This window comes from Mesorhizobium sp. M7A.F.Ca.US.007.01.2.1 (genome assembly GCF_003998165.1).
Taxonomy (GTDB): Bacteria; Pseudomonadota; Alphaproteobacteria; order Rhizobiales; family Rhizobiaceae; genus Mesorhizobium; species Mesorhizobium ciceri.
Genome location: NZ_RZQP01000004.1, coordinates 25,183 through 44,031, shown reverse-complemented (window position 1 = coordinate 44,031; position 18,849 = coordinate 25,183). Strand labels below are relative to the sequence as shown.

At 61.8% G+C, this 18,849-nt stretch carries 16 protein-coding genes; 5 read left to right on the top strand and 11 right to left on the bottom strand.

Annotated features, from left to right (window positions below; genetic code table 11):
* Positions 1-37 precede the first annotated feature (37 nt).
* From EN949_RS01385 to EN949_RS01365, 5 genes are all read right to left on the bottom strand, one after another.
* Entirely contained in the window at positions 38-1,312 is a 1,275-nt protein-coding gene (locus EN949_RS01385) for an NAD(P)/FAD-dependent oxidoreductase (protein WP_063168705.1), read from the bottom strand.
* A 153-nt stretch (positions 1,313-1,465) separates the two neighbouring features.
* Positions 1,466-3,070: a GMC family oxidoreductase N-terminal domain-containing protein gene (locus EN949_RS01380; protein WP_063168706.1), complete on the bottom strand. Its 1,605-nt coding sequence runs from the start codon at positions 3,068-3,070 to the stop codon at positions 1,466-1,468.
* A gap of 95 nt (positions 3,071-3,165) precedes the next feature.
* Positions 3,166-3,969: an ABC transporter ATP-binding protein gene (locus EN949_RS01375; protein WP_013530446.1), complete on the bottom strand. Its 804-nt coding sequence runs from the start codon at positions 3,967-3,969 to the stop codon at positions 3,166-3,168.
* Between the two features lie 13 nt (positions 3,970-3,982).
* The gene (locus EN949_RS01370; RefSeq protein ID WP_024503974.1) at positions 3,983-4,849 is read right to left on the bottom strand and encodes an ABC transporter permease; all 867 of its coding nucleotides are present in this window, start codon (positions 4,847-4,849) and stop codon (positions 3,983-3,985) included.
* 148 nt (positions 4,850-4,997) lie between these two features.
* The gene (locus tag EN949_RS01365) at positions 4,998-5,987 is read right to left on the bottom strand and encodes an ABC transporter substrate-binding protein (protein WP_063168707.1); all 990 of its coding nucleotides are present in this window, start codon (positions 5,985-5,987) and stop codon (positions 4,998-5,000) included.
* Positions 5,988-6,182: 195 nt separating this feature from the next.
* Between EN949_RS01365 and EN949_RS01360 the strand changes: the two genes are divergently transcribed.
* A complete protein-coding gene (locus EN949_RS01360) occupies positions 6,183-6,494 on the top strand; it encodes a hypothetical protein (RefSeq protein ID WP_127224133.1) in 312 nt (103 codons plus the stop codon).
* Here the strand turns inward: EN949_RS01360 and EN949_RS01355 are convergent.
* The 6 genes from EN949_RS01355 to EN949_RS01330 all read right to left on the bottom strand — a co-directional run bounded on the left by EN949_RS01355 (position 6,491) and on the right by EN949_RS01330 (position 12,881).
* Positions 6,491-7,312, bottom strand: coding sequence for a carbohydrate ABC transporter permease (locus EN949_RS01355; RefSeq protein WP_027160930.1), 822 nt, complete (start codon positions 7,310-7,312; stop codon positions 6,491-6,493). The two genes, EN949_RS01360 and EN949_RS01355, sit on opposite strands and share 4 nt — an antisense overlap.
* A 2-nt stretch (positions 7,313-7,314) precedes the next feature.
* Entirely contained in the window at positions 7,315-8,181 is an 867-nt protein-coding gene (locus tag EN949_RS01350) for a sugar ABC transporter permease (RefSeq protein ID WP_013530442.1), read from the bottom strand.
* A gap of 55 nt (positions 8,182-8,236) precedes the next feature.
* Positions 8,237-9,532, bottom strand: a complete 1,296-nt coding sequence (locus EN949_RS01345; RefSeq protein WP_244514326.1) for a sugar ABC transporter substrate-binding protein — start codon at positions 9,530-9,532, stop codon at positions 8,237-8,239.
* Positions 9,533-9,614: 82 nt separating this feature from the next.
* A complete protein-coding gene (locus EN949_RS01340) occupies positions 9,615-11,147 on the bottom strand; it encodes a putative N-acetylmannosamine-6-phosphate 2-epimerase (protein WP_082826518.1) in 1,533 nt (510 codons plus the stop codon).
* Between the two features lie 68 nt (positions 11,148-11,215).
* Positions 11,216-11,965, bottom strand: a complete 750-nt coding sequence (locus EN949_RS01335; RefSeq protein WP_027160933.1) for a GntR family transcriptional regulator — start codon at positions 11,963-11,965, stop codon at positions 11,216-11,218.
* 130 nt (positions 11,966-12,095) lie between these two features.
* Positions 12,096-12,881 (bottom strand): IclR family transcriptional regulator, encoded by a 786-nt coding sequence (locus EN949_RS01330; protein WP_013530438.1) that lies wholly within the window; start codon positions 12,879-12,881, stop codon positions 12,096-12,098.
* Positions 12,882-12,976: 95 nt separating this feature from the next.
* Here EN949_RS01330 and EN949_RS01325 point away from each other — a divergent pair, with 95 nt between their 5' ends.
* The 4 genes from EN949_RS01325 (at position 12,977) to EN949_RS01310 (ending at position 18,846) form a co-directional block, all read left to right on the top strand.
* The gene (locus EN949_RS01325; protein ID WP_244514328.1) at positions 12,977-14,080 is read left to right on the top strand and encodes a succinylglutamate desuccinylase/aspartoacylase family protein; all 1,104 of its coding nucleotides are present in this window, start codon (positions 12,977-12,979) and stop codon (positions 14,078-14,080) included.
* On the top strand, positions 14,070-15,008 hold the full coding sequence (locus tag EN949_RS01320; protein ID WP_127371046.1) for a threonine/serine dehydratase: 939 nt from the start codon (positions 14,070-14,072) through the stop codon (positions 15,006-15,008). Before EN949_RS01325 ends, EN949_RS01320 begins: the two co-directional genes overlap by 11 nt.
* A gap of 158 nt (positions 15,009-15,166) precedes the next feature.
* Positions 15,167-16,186, top strand: coding sequence for a sugar ABC transporter substrate-binding protein (locus EN949_RS01315; RefSeq protein ID WP_013530435.1), 1,020 nt, complete (start codon positions 15,167-15,169; stop codon positions 16,184-16,186).
* A gap of 116 nt (positions 16,187-16,302) precedes the next feature.
* A complete protein-coding gene (locus tag EN949_RS01310; protein WP_063168708.1) occupies positions 16,303-18,846 on the top strand; it encodes an ATP-binding cassette domain-containing protein in 2,544 nt (847 codons plus the stop codon).
* Positions 18,847-18,849: the final 3 nt, after the last annotated feature.

The window sequence follows — 18,849 nt, the reverse complement described above, 5'->3', positions numbered from 1 at the left end:
GGCTCGAGGTCGGGGCATCCCGTTTGAGGTGCCGTGTCTATGCCACCTTGGTCTCGCGCTTCGCGGACGCATGGTAGGCTAGGTATTTGCGCTGCGTGGAAATATGGTCGGCCACATGCTGCGCGTCGTGCCAGACGCCCCAGATGAAGCTCGACCCCCTGCGCGATTGCCAAGGCAGTCCGAGGAAATAGATGCCGGGCTCGGTCGACACACCGCGCTGGTGCTTCGGCTTGCCCCTTTCGTCGAACACATCGACCTTCAGCCAGTTGTAGTCGACGGTGAATCCCGTCGCCCAGATGATCGAACCTATCCCGGCTTCCGACAGGTTCAGCTCGAGAATGGGATCGGTCATGCATCGCGGGTCCGGGCCGATCTTGCGGGCCTCGGGCTCTGGGGGAAGGTCGAGGCCGTTGCGGGCGACATAGGCATCTGCCTCGTCCAGAACCGACATGTAATTCGCATCGCCGCGCGCGATATTCTTGGCCAGATCGGGTGCGAAAATCATCACACCGTGCCTGTAGGATTCGGTCCGGCCAACCAGCGTCATCCCTTGCGCGGCAAGGCGCCGGAAGTCGATCGTCTGGCCGCCACGCGCGCCGCTGACCGCGATGGTGACATGTTCGGTGCCGGGCGCAGGCGCCTGCGCGTCCCACTTGCCCAAAACCCCCAGCCACCAGCAGAAGTCACGTTCGCGATAGGCCCGCGGCGGCCGATCGTGCGGCCCGACCGAGAGATAAACCCGCCGTCCCGCACGCTGGAGTTCGTCGGCGATCTGCACCCCCGAAGACCCGGAGCCGACCACCAGCACCGCGCCTGCGGGCAGTTGGCCGGGATTGCGATAGGCGCTGGAATGTATCTGCATAGGTCCGGCGTCCCCGGGAACGACGGCCGGGATGACCGGATGCTGGAAAGCGCCGGTGGCGGCAACCACGCTCCTGGCTTCGATCACGCCATCCGAGGTTTCGATCCGGAAGCCGGGACGGCCGACAAGCCTTTCCACTTTCCTGACCTCCACGCCGCAGCGGATGGGGGCAGCGATCATGTCGGCGTAAGCGACAAAATAGTCGGCGACCTTCTCCTTGCCGATAAAGGCATCCGGACCGGCATTGGGAAATTCCATGCCGGGAAAACGGTCATGCCAGGCGGGACCATTGGCAACCAGCGAGTCCCATCTCTCGCTACGCCAGCGTTCGGCGATGCGGTCCCGCTCCAGCACGAGATGGGGCACGCCGCACTTGCTCAGATGCTCGCTCATCGCCAGCCCCGCCTGGCCGCCGCCAACAACAAGCGTGTCTACTGTTTCGACTGGCATTCAGCGGCCCTTTCTGGCTCTCCCCGAGAGTTTCTGCGCATGCGGCGGAGGTCTGATCGTTGGTTTACTGGAGGGACCGGGCAGCGAAAATTACGATTTCATGTGGCAGTGGTTAGCTTGTTCCTAAATGCTGAATTGGCCGCGCGCAGACGGCTACGCCAGTATTGCCATAGCCGCCTTTTCGCCAATCATCATGGATGGCGCATTGGTGTTGCCACCGATCAATGTCGGCATGACGGAGGCATCAGCGACGCGCAGATTGTCGAAACCGCGCACCTTGAGACCGGCGGGATCAACCACCGCCATGGCGTCGTTGCCCATCCTGGCCGTGCCAACCGGATGATAGACGGTAAGAGCCTCGGCACGCAGATAGGCGAGAATCTCGTCATCGGTGTTCACGTTGGGCCCAGGCAGGATTTCCGGTCCGCGGATGCCGCCGAAAACCGGCGAAGCCAGGATCGAACGCGCGACCTTTATGCCCTCGACGAGGGTCAGGGCATCCTGTTCGTCACTGAAGAAGCGATGGTCTATGAGCATATTGCGGCGGGTGCCGTCGCGTTGAAGCGTGATTTCGCCGACGCTCCCGGGTCTCAACACACAGGTGTGCACGGCATAGCCGTGGCCATATTCGACGAGCCGACCGCGATGGCTGCGATAGCCCGGCACGAAGTGGAACTGAATGTCGGGTATGCTCCCGGCATACTTCGTCCTGGCAAAGCCGCCGGCTTCGACATAGTTGGTCGTCAGCATGCCTTTGCGCCGGGCGAAATACTGGAACGGCGCCGCCAGCATCGCCGGAAGATTGGCAAGTGAAAGGCCGAGCGTCTTGCGGCTGTTCGATCGCACCGTGATCATGCCATCGACATGGTCGCGCAAGTTCTTACCGACGCCTGGCAGGTTCGCGACCGGTTCAATCCCCGCTGCTTTCAGCTCCCCGGCCGGGCCGACGCCGGAAGCAAGCAGAATGCGCGGCGATCCGATCGCACCCGCGCTGAGGACGACCTCCGCTCGGCACCCCAACCGTTGGGTTGCGCCTTCCCTGATCACGTTGACGCCGGTGACGCGCTCGCGTTCAATCGCCAGATCAAGAACCTCGACGCCTGACAATATCCGTAGATTCGAGCGGCCGAGAATCGGCCGGACAAAGGCGCTGTAGGCCGAGAAGCGCTCGCCTCTGTTCTGGGTGACGTTGTAGATGCCGAGGCCGAGTTGGCCACCGGCATTGAAGTCGCGGTTCTCGGGCAGGCCTACGCCTCTGCCCGCCTCAACCCACAGGCTGGATACCACGTTGGGATCGCGCGGATTGTCGACCAGCAATTCGCCGTCGAATCCGTGATAGGCGGGGCTCTGCAACAGGCAGTTCCGCTCCAATTTCTTGAAGACGGGCAGGACATCGGCATAGGACCACCCGGCACAGCCAAGCGCTGCCCATTCATCGTAGTCCTGCGCGGCGCCACGAATATAGACCATCGAGTTGATCGAACTCGACCCGCCAAGAACCTTGCCCCGGTTGACCGGTATGCGGCGGTTGTTGAGCAGCGGCTGCGGCACGCCCTTGTAGCCGTAGTCGAAGTTCGGATTGCCGTAGAGCGAGAGAATGCCGGCCGGCACGCGCACCCTGGTGCGGTCGTCGCTGCCGCCCGCCTCGATCAGGCAGACACGAACTGCCGGGTCTGCGCTCAGCCTGTTTGCCAAGACACAGCCGGCCGAGCCCGCGCCAATGACGATATAGTCAAATTCCGCCGCCTCGATGCTCATGCCTTGCCCGTTTCATCATCCACACCGAAGACTGCCGATGTCTGTTTCATGCATGTCGTCTGCCCAAAACCGAGGTCACTTTTGAGCGACATGCATTAGTGCTCGTCGTCTTCGTCGTTCTTCAGGAGCTCGAGGATCTCCCGCTTCATGGCGATGAAGTTCGGCTCCATGACCAGATCCATGCTGCGTGGACGCGGGAGGCCTACGCGGATTTCCTTCTTGATCTGACCGGGCCGGCCGGACATGACGAGCACCCTGTCCGCCAGCAGGATCGCTTCGTCGATGTCATGGGTAACGAACAGGACCGTCTTCTTGGAATGATCCCAGATCCTCAGCAAAAGCTTCTGCATGCTGTGACGGGTTTGGCTGTCGAGCGCTCCAAAAGGCTCATCCATCAGCAGCACGTCCGGATCATTGGCGAGCGCGCGCGCAATCGCAACGCGCTGCTTCATGCCGCCCGACAGCTGAGACGGGTAATGGTTGGCGAACTTTGCCAGACCGACCTCGTGGAGAAAATGCTCGACAATGACCCTGCGCTCGGCCGGCGCAATGCCCTTCCGCTTCGGGCCATATTCGACGTTCTGCGCCACCGTAAGCCAGGGAAACAGCGTATATGCCTGAAACACCATGCCGCGATCCGGGCCCGGCTCGGTAACAGGCTTGCCGCCGACTACGATCATGCCGCCGGTCCGCTCCTCAAGACCGGCGACGAGATAAAGCAGGCTCGACTTGCCGCAGCCGGATGGGCCGACGATCACACAGAATTCGTTGGGCACGACGTGAAAGGAAATGCCATCCAGCGCCAGCACCGCATTGTCACCCTTGCCGTAGCGCAGGACCACATTGTCGATGCCTATGTCGGAACTCTTTGGTTTCGTCGTAAGATTCAGGGCGTCCATGTGTGCGTGTTCCTCAATTGGCCCAGGGAGCGACGAGGCGGCGGATGCCCCGGAACAATTGGTCGGTGCAAAGACCAAGGATGCCGATCATGGCGATGGCCATGAAGATCACGTCGACCTGAAAGCCGCGCATGGCTTTGAGCGAGATGTAGCCAAGTCCGCTGCGGGCGGCGACGAGTTCGGCCACGACGAGATAGGTCCAGGCCCAGCCCATGGTGACGCGCAGCACATCCAGCACGCTCGGAAGCGTGGCCGGAAAGACGATGTGGAAGACCGTGTCGCCTCGTTTCGTGCCGAGCGTATAGGCTGCGTTGACAAGGTCGCGCTGGACGCTGCGAGCGCTGTCGGCGATCATGACGAGCTGCTGGAAGAAGACGCCGAAGACGATGACGGCAACGCGCTGCTCGATGCCGATGCCGATCCACAGGATGAAAAGCGGCACGAAGGACGTCACCGGCAGATAGCGTATGAAATTGACCAACGGTTCGAGAACGGCCTGGACGATGCGATAGGTGCCCATCGTCAATCCAAGCGGCACCGCAACGATGCTCGAAAGGACGAAGCCGATCAACACCACCTGGACGCTGGCGAAAACATGCTCCCACAACGACCCGTCAAGCGCCATGCTGATGGTGGTGGACAACACGGATTCGGGGCGAGGCAGGAACATTTCCTTGACCGCTCCGGAATAGGTCAGCGCGAACCAGCCGCCGATGACGGCGATCCAGACCATGAAGCCGAGCGTAATGGAGAGAGAGCGCGGCACAGCCCGAAACGGTGTGGCGATGACTTTCAGGACGGATCGACCGGCCTGACCTTCTTCAACTCTCGCGGTCACGCCATTGCTGACCAGAGAGCTCGTGTTCGGTGCTAGTGTCACGGGATACCCTTTTGGGCCGCTTGGACCGGAGGCGCGAGGTCCGCCTCCGGTTCAGCCAAATCACTTTGCAAGGTCAAATTACTTCGCAGGCCAAGCTACTTTGCAAGGCCAAGCTACTTCCAAGGCCAAGCTACTTTCCAAGGCCAAGCTACTTCCCAAGGAAGGACGTATCGACGAGGTCGTCATACTTGACGTCCATTTTGAGCTTGCCGAAGCCGCCCCAGATATCGCCGCCCAGCTTGATCAGCTTGCCGGCTTCGCCAGTCTCGCCACCGGCGAAGAATTCGGCATTGCGCTGCTTACCGTAGAAGTTCACGCCAGCGGCCGAGGAAGCGAAGTCCTTCGGATCCTTCAGCCAGCCGCCGACGCCTTTGGCCATCACCTCATACGCCTTCTCAGGATTCTCCTTGATGAACTCGTTGGCCTTGTAGAGGCCCTTCACCAGCGCCTCGACATCTCCGGGGTTCTTCGTGATGTAGTCGCAGTTGAGCGCCACCACATCGACGATCAAGCCGGGTGTCCTGGAGGAGTCGATCAGCACCTGTCCCTTGTTTTCCTTCTTGGCCAGCGTCAGATGCGGTTCCCAGGTGACGGCAACGGGAATGCGGTCGGCCATGAAGGCGGCAGCGGCATCGTCTGCCGTCATGTTGGTGATCTTCACATCGGCCTGGGTGAGACCGGCCTGCTTGAGCAGGATATTGAACCAGAACTGCGACACTGAACCCTCGTTCAGCGCTACGTCCATGCCTTTGAGGTCGGCGATGCTCTTGACCCCGCTGGGCGCGAGCACGCCATCGCCGCCATGGCTGTCATCCAGCGCATAGACCGACTTGAAGCAAACATCCTTCGAACGATACTTCATGATCTCGTCGACGGTCGATGCGCTGCCGTCGAGCTCGCCGGCGGCAACAGCCGCCATATACAGCGATGCTTCCTCGATGATTTCAAGCGAGACATCGAGCCCACCTTCCTTGAAGTAGCCCATGTCACGGGCAAGGAAGAGCGGTCCGTACCCCACCCAGGTCGTCATGCCCAGTTTCAAGCTGCCAGCTTCGGCGTGGAGGCTCACCGATATGGCGCTGAGCGCAATGCCGGCCACCAGCGCGGCCCGGCGAAACTTCGAGATTATTGTCGTCATCACGTTCCCCTGTTTTCTGAAGTCGAGCGTTATCCCGGCCCGAACGAAACCCGCTCCGGAGGCATCGCCGAAGCCTGTCGCCTGACGTTCTTTTCTTGTTTTCTTTCAGCCGATGGCGGAGCAAAGCACGTTGGGTGCGCTGCACAAATTATGATTTTCAGTAGTTCGGCTTAGGCTGGACCTAACCAGACTGCGTTGCGTCTGCGCCATCGCGATTTCGCCCTCAGCAAGCTGCACCATTTCTTCTTTCCTCGGCCGGCCCGGGGCCACACCATTTTACGCGCCATTTATTGGCCGGGGCTGAGAGACGGGGAACTGGAGCCGAGCCATCGCGGGCTGCGGCCTAAAACGAACGGGTTGCAGTTCGGCGATTTCGCCATTCTGGCAGATCCGTCCGGACGGCTGATCCGTCTTTTCGGAATCGAGCCACCTGGCCTGACAAGCGCGCTGGCGCTGTCGGATTGGGTTGTCCAATTTGTCGGAAAGACGAACTTCTTCTTGCTTTAGCCCTTGACCGCCCCAGCGGTCATGGATCCCGATATCTGCCGATACATCACAAGACCCAGCAATGCCGGCGGCAAGGCGCCCAGCATCATGACGGCGGAAGCGGTTCCCCATTTTACGCCACCGCCGCTCGCGGCGAAGAAGAAGGATGCGCCGACCGTCATCGGCACGGCACGACTGGTTGTCAGCATGAGGCCGAAGAGGAATTCGTTCCAGGCGGTGATGAAGCCGAAGATGAAGGTTGTGACGAGCGCCGGTCGGATGACGGGCCGGACGATCATCATCATCACCTGCAAGGAACTTGCGCCATCGACTTTCGCCGCCTCGTCGAGTTCGACTGGTACATCTGAAATCGCGTTTACCAGGATGACGAGTGCAAGCGGCGCGTTGACGATGGTCAGGATGAGCCCGAGCCCGATCCGCGTATCGAGCAGGCCCAGCCACTGGTACATCATGTAAAGCGGGATCGCGAAGATGATCAGCGGCACGGCGCGAAGATTGATGACGATCGGCAGGACCAAGCGCTTTCCCGCCTCGCTGCGCGCGATCGCATAGGCAGCCGGGAACGCGAGCACGATCGCAAGGCCGGTTCCGATCAGCGCCGCCACGGTGCTGTTCAGCAGATAGGCATAGATGTTGAAGCGGCTGGTCTGCGTCAGGACCTCCAGATAGTTGTCGAGCGTCGGCTGGCTGATCCACAAACCGGGGTTCGTCGAAAGCTCGCGCTGGCTTTTGAGCGATGTGATCAGCGTCACGATAATGGGGAAATTCATCGCCAGCACGGCGATGGCAAAAACGATCCAGCGCAGTGCCCCGGCCATCGTCAACGCTTCCTGCGGCCGGCAAGCCGGTTAAGGCAGTGGAGAACGATGAACGACGCCATGAACAGGACAACCGAGGCGGCGACCGCCTTGCCAATAGCCCCTTCCTTGAAGAAGGCTTGGTAGATGTAGATCGACAAGGACGTCGTTGAACCTCCTGCACCACTGCCGGTCAATGCATAGACATTGTCGAACACCCGGAAACCGTCGATGAAACGGATGAAAAACGCGATGACCAGCGTCGGCTTCATCAATGGCAGGTCGATCCACCGGACGATCTCAAACGGTGATGCGCCATCGAGCGAGGAGGCTTCGCGCACGTCGAGCGGTATGGCCGAATAGGCCATGTAGAAGAGCAGGAAGGCGAAAGGCGTCCATTGCAGCGTCTCCACGACGACAAGGGTGCGGAAGGCATTGTTGATGTCGAGGAAGGCCGGGCTGTCACCGAACCATTCGAAGAGATAGTAGGGGACGGGGCCCGCAAATTCATGCAGCACCAGCCGGTACATGAGACCGACCATGGCCGGCGCGACCATCAGCGGCAGCATCAACGGCGCCATCAGGACTGGTCGCTTGCTCAGAAGCGGTGCCAGGAAGATGGCAAGGAAAAGACCGATCAGACATTCCGCTGATGCGGTAAGAATACCGAAGCGCAGAGAGAACCAGGCCGAGCTCCAGAATTCGCGGTCGTTCAACACCGCGACATAGTTGCTGAAACCGCTCAACACCGGACTGCGCAGCGTCTCGAATGTGACGGCCGAAATGGAATAAATCAGATTGACGATCGCCGGAAAGCCGAGGAACAGCAGCAGGAAGCCGACCAGCGGCGTCAGATACATCCTGCCTTCGGCACGTGTCACAAGGGCCATGTCGATCCGCCAAACGCGCCGGACGCCGAGCTCGACCCGGCGTCCGGCAAATGGTTCATTTCTTGAGAAGGTCCTGCATGCCCGCCTTGGTGTGGGCGAGCGCATCCTCGAGGCTCTGCTGGCCGGACCAGTAGCCGGTAAACTCCTTTGCCTGCAGCTCATAGACCGGGAGCGCACTCGCGGACGTCGCACCGGTCATGACATAGCCGTACTTGCTGGCGAATTCGCCGAGCTTGACGAGATCGGGACGTTCCTTCGCAACCTTGGCGACGACATCGGGAGACAATGCCGGCGAACCGCCGCTGCGCGCATAGAGCAAGGCCGCATCCTCGGTGGCGAGCCACTTCAGGAACTTGACGGCGCCTTCCTTGTTCTTGGCGTTCTTGTTGAGGCCCAAACCAAGGCCGTGGATATGATCGGCGCGTCCGTCGGGACCTGCCGGCGGCGCGACGATCCCGGTCACCTCGGCGACCGCCGGAGATTTTTCGGTGCTGGTCAGATCCGCCGCCGCGGCATTCCACTGCAGTGCCGTCGCGGCCTGACCGGATGCGAAGGCCGCGTTGGTTTCCGCATATTCGTAGCTCAGCGAATCCTTGGGCGATGACCCGGCATCATAGAGTTTCTTGTAGAGCTCGAGGCCGGTCTTGTAGGCATCGGAATCCACCGTGACATTGCCGTTCTTGTCCATCCAGTCGCCGCCGTAGGAGCGCGGCAGGGACTGGAAGACCATCATGTTGAACAGCAGGTTCTTCATCTGCAGGACCGTGCCGTAGCGCACCGGGCTGTCGGGGTTCACCTGCTTGGTGAAATAGAGGGCGGTGGCCGCCCAGTCGTCCCAGGTCCAGCTGTCCGGGTCCTTCGGCTGCAGCGGCTTGCCGAGATATTTCTGGGCGATTTCACCATAGGTCTTCTTGGCGGCGTCATCCCTGCTCAAGGCGTCGACGAGATCCTTGCGGTAGTACATGAAGTGCAGCGAAAGGTCGGTCGGCACGCCGTATTGCTTGCCGTCGAACTGCATCGTCTTGAGAACGGATTCGCCGAAAACCTTGGCCGCATCCGCGCCAAGATCGACCGGCTCCATATAGGGCGCGTAGCGACCGAGCGAGTAGGTGGCGACGAGATTCACGTCGAAGGCGTTGGATCCGGCCGCCATGTCGGCCTGCAGCTTGTCGTAAAAGCCTTCGCGGTTGAAGAACAGCAGCTCCACCTTGTCGGCATCGCTTGCCTGCTTGTTATAGGTTTCCACGGTTGCCCGCAGTGCGGTTTCCTCGGACCCGCCAGGCCAGCCGAGCACGGTCACGGTTGCGTTGGCAAAGGTCGGCAAAGCTGTCCCCGCGAGGAGGGTGGCCATAAGCGCAAAAGACGTCCTGCTCAATTTCATGATCGTTCCCTTCTTTTTTGATGATTTTTGCATGGCATGACCGGCGGCGCCGCTACTTTGCCCATTCGGCAAGATCGGCAACACCGATGACGCCGGCGTGGCCCGCGAGCTTCGCCGCAACGAGATTGGAGGAAAGGCGCGGTGGAACCTCGCCCAGATGCGCGCGCACCCGGTCGAGATAGCCATCGGCAAGACCGATGCTGCCGCCGATGACGATCGATTTCGGATCGAACATCATCTGAATGTCCCGGCACAGCGTCGCGACCCGCGAGGCGCTCCGCGAGACGATGGCGTCGGCCCAGGCCTCGCCCTTCAGCGCAAGCCCGAACACATCGGCGGCATCGGCCTTGAAGCCGGCCTTGAGGGCCTGCGAAGCGATCCAGCGGCCGGAGGTGCTGTCTTCGAGCGGGGCCTGGTCTTCAGACAAACCACGGATCAGACCGAAGTGACCGGCAAGACCGGACAGCAATCGGCCGTTGCAAACGATGCCGCCGCCAATTCCGGTCGAGATGGTCAGAAAGACGATGTCGCGACCTTGCCCGGCGCCGAATTTGTATTCGCCCCAGGCGGCTGCCTGGGCATCGTTGAACGCACAGACGGGCTTGCCGAAAACAGCGGATGCCCTTTCGACCAGCGGGTAGCCGTCGGGAATGCCAAGCGTCGCCGGATTCAACGCCGACCAGCGTCCATCGTGCACCAGCCCCGTCACCGCAATACCGATACGACTGAAGCGGCTTGACCAGGCCGACGTGCTTTGCGCAAGGGATGCCAGCCAGGCGTCGGGTCCAGCCTCTCGCGCGGTAGGCACGATCATGTCCTCGACCACCTTGCCGCCGCTGACCAGCGCGGCCATGGTCTTGGTTCCCCCGATGTCGATGCCCAGCACGGTTGGGCCAAGCACGGTTTGCGTGCCCCTTGCCGCATAGGCCCCGGAAATCGCCTGGTGGAACCACGAGGTGACGTGCTCGGTACGGGTGATCGCCGATCCGACAACCACGGCACAGGCGCCGGCGCGCGCGGCGGCGGCCGCCTGCTCCGGCGACCGGATACGCCCTTCGGCGATGACGTAGGGGCTCAGGGTTCGCATTTGAGCGATGAGGGCAATGTCCGGATCCTCCGGCTCCGGCCCGCCGACATAGCCGGAAAGCGTCGTGCCGACGAAATCGACACCCGCGGCAAGGGCCCGGCGCGCATCGTCAAGGCAAGAGCAATCGGCCATGGTCAGCTTGTTCCTGGCCTTGACGGCTTTCACAAGCGCTTCGACAGGAACGGGACGGACACGGTCCGTCGCATCGAAAGCGATGATATCGGCGCCCGCCTCGGCCAGCGCCTCGACATCGGCCAGATAGGGCGTGATGCGCACGGGGCTGTCGGTCAGATCGCGCTTGACGATACCGATGATCGGCTCGCGGACGGCCAGGCGGGCGGCCGCGACATAGGGCACGGATTCGATGCGCAGGGCCTTGGCTCCGGCTTCAAGAGCGGCCCTGGCAAAGCCCGTCACGAATTGCGCACTGTCCATCGGGCCGCCGGGAACCGGCTGGCAGGACACGATGAGACTGTTGGCGATGTCTTCCCGCTGCACGTCGGCACTCCCCTGTCGCCATCACGATAAATGGAAAATACCAGATTACAACCAGTTCATAACTGGTATTATCTTTGCAGCTCGAAGACGAAGTCGTAGACGTCTCCCTTGTAGCGTGTCTCGCAGTATTCCACGATCTGTCCGTCGGCGAGAAAGCAGCGGCGCTCGGTCATCAGCAGCGGTGCGCCCATCTCGCAATGAAGGTGTCTTGCATCCTCCAGCGATGCGCCGCGCGAGCGCATGCGCTGGATTGCCCTCTGAGGCAGGAAGCCGCGTGCATCTAGCGCTTCATAGAGGGAGTCCTGAACCATCTCGGGCGAAGGAAGGAAGCGAACCGGCACGGCCGAGACCTCGACGGCGATCGGCGCGCCATCGGCCGTCCGCACGCGGCGCATGCGGATTACATTGGTGTTTGCGGCAATACCCAAAGCCATCATTTCGGCTGGCGATGGACGGCTTATCTGTTTGGAAAGCCATAGGCATCCAGGCTTCAGGCCGCGCGCCAGAATGTCCTCCGAAAAGCTCGTCAGCGTCGAAAGCGATTTTTCGACCCGCGACCCGATCTCGGTTTTGGAACCATGCCGGCGATTGAGCTGCCCTTCCTCTTCGAGCAACGCCAGAGCTTTTCTCACAGTGACACGCGAGATCGACAGGGCTTCCGCCAGAACCCGCTCGCCCGGCAGAACCGCGCCGGCCTTCAAAGCGTTGGAACGGATCGCTGCCTCGATCGCCGATTTCAACCGTCGGTAAAGCGGCACATCGGAGGCTGTCGCTTCCATCTCCCGACTGACAAGCCCGATCAGGTTCACGGTTGTCATTGCTCTTCCTCCCGCGCGAGAAGCACCCAGGATCAAAACATTCCTGACTGGACCCATACTGGTATTATCAATCCGGTGCAAACGTCCCGCGGGCGGTGCCTCGTCCGCGCCGTCAGCGCACCACGGCCCCTCAGCGAACCCGCGGTGACAGCTTCATGGAGATGCGATCGCAGGCAGCACGCAGGACCTCCAGAGTAAAGGCATGGCGGCTTTCACGCGTATGGCGATTGATATAGGCGACGATAATGGAGGCGACGGCGCTGCCGTCCGGTCCGATGACCGGACAGCAGATATCGGTGATGCCGACGAAATCACGGCTCTCGCGCATCCAGTAACCGTCCGCGCGGATGGTACGAAGCTGCTTTTCCAGCGCCTCTCGATCCAGCGGCGCCGGCGAATGTGCCGCACATTCGTCGATCATCCGCGTCGCGACCTTTGGCGGCTGGAAGGCAAGGATCACATGGCCGGAGGTCGCGTCGGTGGCCAGGCGGCCGTAGCCGAGGCGCAGCGTGAACGCCATGTCCTCGCCGCCGGGAACGGCCGCGGTCACGACAGTCAAGCCATGATTGAAGACGACCAGGTGCGGCGACTGATTTGAGTCCCCGGCAATCCGCGTCAGCTCGGGCATTGCGGCGGACATGAGATCCTGAGCGCTCGGCGTGTGCAGCCCCAGCTTGAAAAGCTTGTCGGTCAACGAATAGGCGTCGGTCTCGGCGTTGCGCTCGATATATTGACGCTCCTGGAGCGCGATCAGCATCCGGAAAATCTCATTCTTCGAACGACCGAGGCCTTCCGCGATCTCCTTCATCGTCAAGGGCGCTCGCGCCTCCGCCAGCAGCTCCAGGACATCCAGACCCTTCGTCAGCGCCGGGGCCGAATAGGTCGGTTTGCCACTCTCTTTTGCGTCATCTGCCATTCGAAGAATCCCCGGTGGTCCACGCACGATAGAGACAAGAAATCGGAATTGCCATTGGTTTTATATCCAAACTTGACACCATATATAAAACTGACATGATGACGGGGACAATGAATTTCGAGGCCGAGCCGATGACCGTCCAGAGACCAGCAAACACTGTCCGCGCGACCATCACGCCCCGGAACAACAGTGTTTACACGTCGGTCGATTTCGATCGCGAGGGCAAGCAGATCGGCTTCTTCCATGTGCCCCAATCGCCGCACGACGATGCCTGGGGCACGGTCCGCGTTCCGCTGGCCGTCATCAAGAACGGAGACGGTCCGACGGTCCTGATCGAGGGTGGCAACCACGGCGACGAATATGAGGGGCCGATCGCGCTCGGCGAGCTTCTGCGCGAGATCGATCCACGGGATATAGCCGGTCGCATCATCGCGATTCCGGCCATCAACATTCGGGCCGTCGAGGCCGGCACCCGCACCTCCCCGGTCGACGGGTTGAATTTCAACCGCAGTTTTCCAGGCGATTTCAACGGCACGCTGACAAGCCAGATAGCGGCCTATGTGCATGACATCCTGTTTCCGAAGGCCGACTATTTCCTGGATCTCCACTCCGGCGGTTCGTCCCTGATGATCCTGCCGAGCGCGATCATCGAGCCCTCCCCGACCGCGCAGGGGCATCGCAAGAACATCAAGGCGACGCTCGCCTTCGGGGCGCCGACCGTTGTCATGGTCGACAATCTCGGTGAAACCCGGACCTCGACCGCGTCCGCCAATCACCAGGGGCTGATCGTCATCGGCAGCGAGATGGCCGGCGGCGGCCTTGTCAGTCCGGATGCGTTGGCCATCTGCCGCAGGGGCATCCGCAATGTGCTGAAACATGCAGGCGTCCTGAAGGGCGCGCCTGACATTGCCCCTGGCGCCAACGCACGCGTGCTCAAGGTGCCCGGAAGCGAAGGCTATCTGCTTTCCGAGGAGGACGGTGTCTTCGAACCCTTGAGCCCCCTCGGCAGTGCCGTCAGCAAAGGCGACCTTGCCGGACGCATTCACTTCCTCCACACGCTGTCGCGCGCGCCCATCGATCTCCTTCACCCCATCGACGGCATCGTTTTCGCCAAGCGTCAACCCGGCCGCGTGCGCCCGGGGAATTGCTGTTTCGTGCTGGCCAACGAATATCCGGAGGCACTGACCGATGAGCCATGAAGACATCATGGCGGCTGCCCGGCGCATTGCCCCCTTCATACGGCGCACCCCGGTCGTCAAGCTCGACCATGCCACGGGCGCGAACCTCCAAAATGATGTCTATTTGAAACTCGAATGCCTCCAGGTGAGCGGCTCCTTCAAGATCCGGGGCGCCACGAACCGGGTGAAAACGCTCGAGCCGGGCCGGATCGAAAACGGACTGGTCGCCGCATCCGGCGGCAATCACGGCCTGGCCACCGCCTATGTGGCTGCCCGGGCCGGCGCTCCCGCCACCATCTACCTGCCGAACAATGCAAGCCCGCTGAAGGCGGAAAAGCTGCGCAAATGGGGCGCTGACGTTCGCTTCGAAGGCAAGGTCTGGGATGAAGCGCATGAGGCTGCATTGGCCGAGGCAAAAGCGCGCGGCGCCTTCTACATGCATCCCTTCGCCGATGCGCAGATCGTGTCCGGCCAGGGAACCGTGGCGCTGGAGATGGTCGACCAGATTCCCGATGCCGACATCTACATCGTCGCGATCGGCGGAGGCGGCCTCATCAGTGGCATGTCCCAAGTCCTGAAGCACGTCAAACCCGACGCCAGGATCGTTGGTGTCGAGCCGACCGGTTCACCGACCCTTCACGCCTCCCTGACTGCCGGCCGTGTCGTTCGCTTGCCCGAGATAACGACGAAGGTGGCGACCATGGCCTGCGGCCGCACGGACGAAAGTATCTACGAGATCGTCGCCAAGCACGTCGACGACATCGTCCTTGTCGAGGATGCGGACATGCAGAAAGCCGCTGAATTGCTCTGGTTCGAATTCGGCATCGCCGCCGACCTCAGCGGCGCGGCATCGCTGGCCGCGTTGATGAGCGGAGCTTTCAAGCCACCGCGCGGCGCCCGCATCGCCGGGCTTGTCTGCGGCGCCGGTGTCGAAGGCCTGAACGGCTGAGGTCGAGAAAGGCCGGTCCACGCAAGACGCGGCCCGACATGGATACGGCACGAGTGCCGCGGAATACCGCCGGAATGCCTGTCGCTGGGACGGTCGTCGTGCGGGACATGAAAAAGAGGCGAAGAATCGTCCTGTCGCAACAAGAGGAGAACTGAAACATGCGCATTTCCCTGAAAGCATCCATTGCTCTGCTTGCACTCGCCATCGCAACGCCCTCGCTTGCCGCGGAAAAGGTTCTTGGACTTGCGGCAATCGACTTGCAGAACTCCTTCTTTGTCCGCATGAAGGAAGCCGGCGACGTGGCTGCCGCCGACTATGGGGTGAAATCCACCTGGCAGAGCGCCGAGGGTAGCCTGGAAAAACAGGTCAGCATCATCGAGAATTTCATCAATCAGGGCGTCAGCGCGATCCTGATCGATCCGATCGACAAGAACGCGGTCATTCCGGTGATCCAGAAAGCCACTGCCGCCGGCATTCCGGTGATCACCATGGGCAACAAGGTCGAGGCAGGCTCGAACTATTCGACGCTCTATCCGGACTACGACAACATGTCGATGGTTGCCCGCGCGCTCGGCAAGTCGCTTGGCGGCAAGGGCGAAGTCGCCCTGCTCGTCGGTTCGCGTGGCAACTTCGTGTCCGACACGCGCGAAAAAGGCTTTGTCGAAACCCTGAAAAAGGAGTTTCCGGACATCAAGGTCGTCGGCATCGAGCCGACCGGCTGGGACGCAGCCAAGGCAACGAATGCCGCCCAGACATGGCTCACCACCTATCCGGACCTGAAGGCCATCGGCTGCATCTCCGACAGCCTTTGCCTGGCAGCCGATTCCGTTGCCAGTTCGATGGGAACCCAGCTGCTCTACGGCGGCTATGACGGCGACGCCGAGATGAAGCCGCTGATCGACGACGGCAAGATGGTGATGGACGTGCTGACCGGCGCCTATCGTGTCGGCTACTGGAACATCGCCGTTGCCGCTCGCCTGGCCAACGGCGAAAAGCTGCCGCAGGATCTCTACATGCCGACCTATTTCGTGACCTCGGATGCGACGGCGGCGAAGCTCAAGGCGGATGGCCTCACCTTCGAATACATCAACACCGACAAGGAGGCGGTGGAAGCCAAGAACTATACCGAGCAACTCGGTCCCAAGGTTCCGGCGACCGCCATGACCCTGGCAAAGTAACAGCCTAAAGCGGCTCAAGCGCCGGATGACGTATCATCCGGCGTCCCCTTTTCCTGACGATCGCCGTCGCCGCTTCCGTGGTGACCGCGCATGATGCTCGATAAGAGGACCGACCCATGTTCCAGTCCTGGACCTCTCCGTTACTACGGCGCAACGAACCGGTTCTCATCGCGGTGCTGCTGGTCGCCATCGCCGTCTTCGGCTGGATCGATCCGCGCTTTCTGTCGACCGGCAACCTTGTCAGCATCGCGCAGCAGAGTGCGGTCATCGCCCTCATCTCCTTTGCCATGACGGCCGTGATCATCGCGCGCGGCATCGATATTTCCGTCGGCAGCAACCTCGCCTGTTCCGGCATCGCCGCGGGTCTTGCCTATACGGCAACCGGCTCGGCGAGCCTGAGCCTTCTCGCCGCGATCGGTGGCGGTGCCGCGATAGGTCTGCTCAATGGAGCGCTGATCGGCTTTGCCGGCATCTCCCCTTTCATCGCAACGCTCGCCACCATGGCGTTCGCGCGCGGCCTGGCGCTCAGTCTCTCCGGCGCATCCAGCATCGCGGTCGCCGATCCGGTCCTGCTTTTCGCCGGACGCGAGACAATCGGCCTGCTGCCGGTCTCCGTCATCATCGCCGCCATCTGCCTGAGCCTCTGGTGGTTCGTGCTCAATCGAACGGTATACGGGCGTTGGATCTATGCGATCGGCGGCAATGCGGGGGCGGCGCGGGCCTCTCTGGTTCCCGTCGACCTCGTGCGCATCTCCGTCTACCTGATTGCCGGTGCGACAGCCGGGCTCGGCGCGATCCTCACCATCGGCCGCCTTGGTTCGGCACAGCCGCTTGCCGGCACCGGCCTTGAATTTACAGCCATCACAGCCGCGATCATCGGCGGCACGAAACTCTCCGGCGGCCAGGGCTCGATCTGGGGAACGGCGATCGGGGCGCTGCTGCTGGGCGTCATCAACACCGGCCTGTCGTTCCTGCAGGTGCCGCAGATCCTGATCTATTTCGTCACCGCGAGCCTCATTCTGGTGGCCGTTCTCACCAGCCAGCCGGAGAGTGTCGCCGCCTTGTTCAAGACCGGTGGCCGCAAGTCCACCCCGTCGCCCCGCAACACCGCCGCAACATCGGTCGGCAAACACAGCATCGCCTTGCGCGGGCTTGGCAAGTCTTTTCCGGGCGTCAAGGCACTCGACGGTGTCAGCTTTGCCGTCTCGGCCGGCGAGGTGGTGGGACTTGCCGGCGAGAACGGGGCCGGGAAATCGACGCTGGTGAAGTGCATTTCCGGTCTACATCGCCCGGACGAGGGTGAGATCGTCATCGACGGCAACGCCGTCCAGTTCCACTCCCCCAGCGCCGCCAAGGGCATCAGCGTCATCCATCAGCATTTCAGCCTTTCGCCGGACCTGACCGTGGCGGAGAATCTCTTCATCGGCCGCGAACCGCACACCCGCCTGGGATTTCTCGACCGGGCCCGGATGCGGCGCGATGCGAAAGCCATCATGGACGAGCTGTCGCTCGATATCGACATTGGCGCGGAACTGCGAACGCTTTCCGTCGGGCACCGGCAGATGGTGGAAATCGCCCGTGCCGTTCTGTCCGATGCCTGGTTCTTCATCATGGACGAGCCGACCAGCGCGCTCTCCAACCGCGAGCGCGACCAGCTCTATGACCTGATCGACAGGCTGAGAGCTCGCGGCGCCGGCATCCTCTACATCTCGCACAAGATGGAAGAGATCTTCAGCCAGTGCGACCGCGTCGTCGTTCTGCGTGACGGGCGCTTCATCGGCGAGCGCCAGACCAGCCAGACCAGCGAGGCCGAGATCGTCTCCATGATGGTCGGGCGCGATGTCGGCGACATCTTCCCCTATCTCAAAGCGCAAGTCGGCGAGACCGCGATCGAGATCAGCAACATCTCCGATGGCAAGCTCTTGAAGTCTGCGACGCTCAGCGTGTGCAGGGGCGAAATCGTCGCGCTCGCCGGCCTGATGGGCAGCGGCCGCTCCGAAGTGCTCAGGCTGATTGCCGGCCTCGATCCCATGCATGGCGGCACCCTCAGAATTTTCGGCGGGCAGCAGACCAGCGGCGACACCAAGACCGCCAATCGCGCCGGCATCGTCTACATACCGGAAGACCGGCATCTGGAAGGCTTTGTCGGCACGATGTCGATCAGGGATAACCTGTCCCTCGCCTGGATTCGCGACAACAGTCACTTCGGCCTGCTGAGACCTCGCCACATCCTGGCTCTCGCGCGCGATCTCATCGGCTCACTCGGCGTGCGGCCGGCCCAGCCCGACAAGATGGCCATCGAACTCTCGGGCGGCAATCAGCAGAAGGTCGTCATCGGCAAATGGCTTGCCACCAAGCCGAAGATCATCCTGCTCGACGAGCCGACACGCGGCGTCGACGTCGGCGCAAAGTCCGAACTCCATCACCTGATCGCAAGATTGAAGGCCGAGGGCGCGGCGATCCTCATGGTGTCGAGCGAGTTGCCCGAGGTCCTCGGCGTTGCCGACCGCATCGTCGTCATGCGCGAAGGCCACTCTGTCGGCACGCTGGCGCGTGGGGCGACGGAAGAAGATGTGATGACGCTGGCCTTCGGTGATCGCACGATCACACCACCAGCCTGCGCACCCCGGCCAGCATCCAACCTTGCACCATGCCTGTAAGGA

Excerpts from the sequence above, each read along its gene's own strand:
- EN949_RS01385 (WP_063168705.1), bottom strand. The coding sequence starts at position 1,312 with ATGCCAGTCGAAACAGTAGACACGCTTGTTGTTGGCGGCGGCCAGGCG.
- EN949_RS01345 (WP_244514326.1), bottom strand. The coding sequence starts at position 9,532 with ATGGCCACCCTCCTCGCGGGGACAGCTTTGCCGACCTTTGCCAACGCA.
- EN949_RS01310 (WP_063168708.1), top strand. The coding sequence starts at position 16,303 with ATGTTCCAGTCCTGGACCTCTCCGTTACTACGGCGCAACGAACCGGTT.
- EN949_RS01365 (WP_063168707.1), bottom strand. The coding sequence starts at position 5,987 with ATGACGACAATAATCTCGAAGTTTCGCCGGGCCGCGCTGGTGGCCGGC.
- EN949_RS01335 (WP_027160933.1), bottom strand. The coding sequence starts at position 11,965 with ATGACAACCGTGAACCTGATCGGGCTTGTCAGTCGGGAGATGGAAGCG.
- EN949_RS01380 (WP_063168706.1), bottom strand. The coding sequence starts at position 3,070 with ATGAGCATCGAGGCGGCGGAATTTGACTATATCGTCATTGGCGCGGGC.
- EN949_RS01315 (WP_013530435.1), top strand. The coding sequence starts at position 15,167 with ATGCGCATTTCCCTGAAAGCATCCATTGCTCTGCTTGCACTCGCCATC.
- EN949_RS01350 (WP_013530442.1), bottom strand. The coding sequence starts at position 8,181 with ATGGCCCTTGTGACACGTGCCGAAGGCAGGATGTATCTGACGCCGCTG.
- EN949_RS01320 (WP_127371046.1), top strand. The coding sequence starts at position 14,070 with ATGAGCCATGAAGACATCATGGCGGCTGCCCGGCGCATTGCCCCCTTC.
- EN949_RS01330 (WP_013530438.1), bottom strand. The coding sequence starts at position 12,881 with ATGGCAGATGACGCAAAAGAGAGTGGCAAACCGACCTATTCGGCCCCG.
- EN949_RS01355 (WP_027160930.1), bottom strand. The coding sequence starts at position 7,312 with ATGGCCGGGGCACTGCGCTGGATCGTTTTTGCCATCGCCGTGCTGGCG.
- EN949_RS01325 (WP_244514328.1), top strand. The coding sequence starts at position 12,977 with ATGATGACGGGGACAATGAATTTCGAGGCCGAGCCGATGACCGTCCAG.
- EN949_RS01375 (WP_013530446.1), bottom strand. The coding sequence starts at position 3,969 with ATGGACGCCCTGAATCTTACGACGAAACCAAAGAGTTCCGACATAGGC.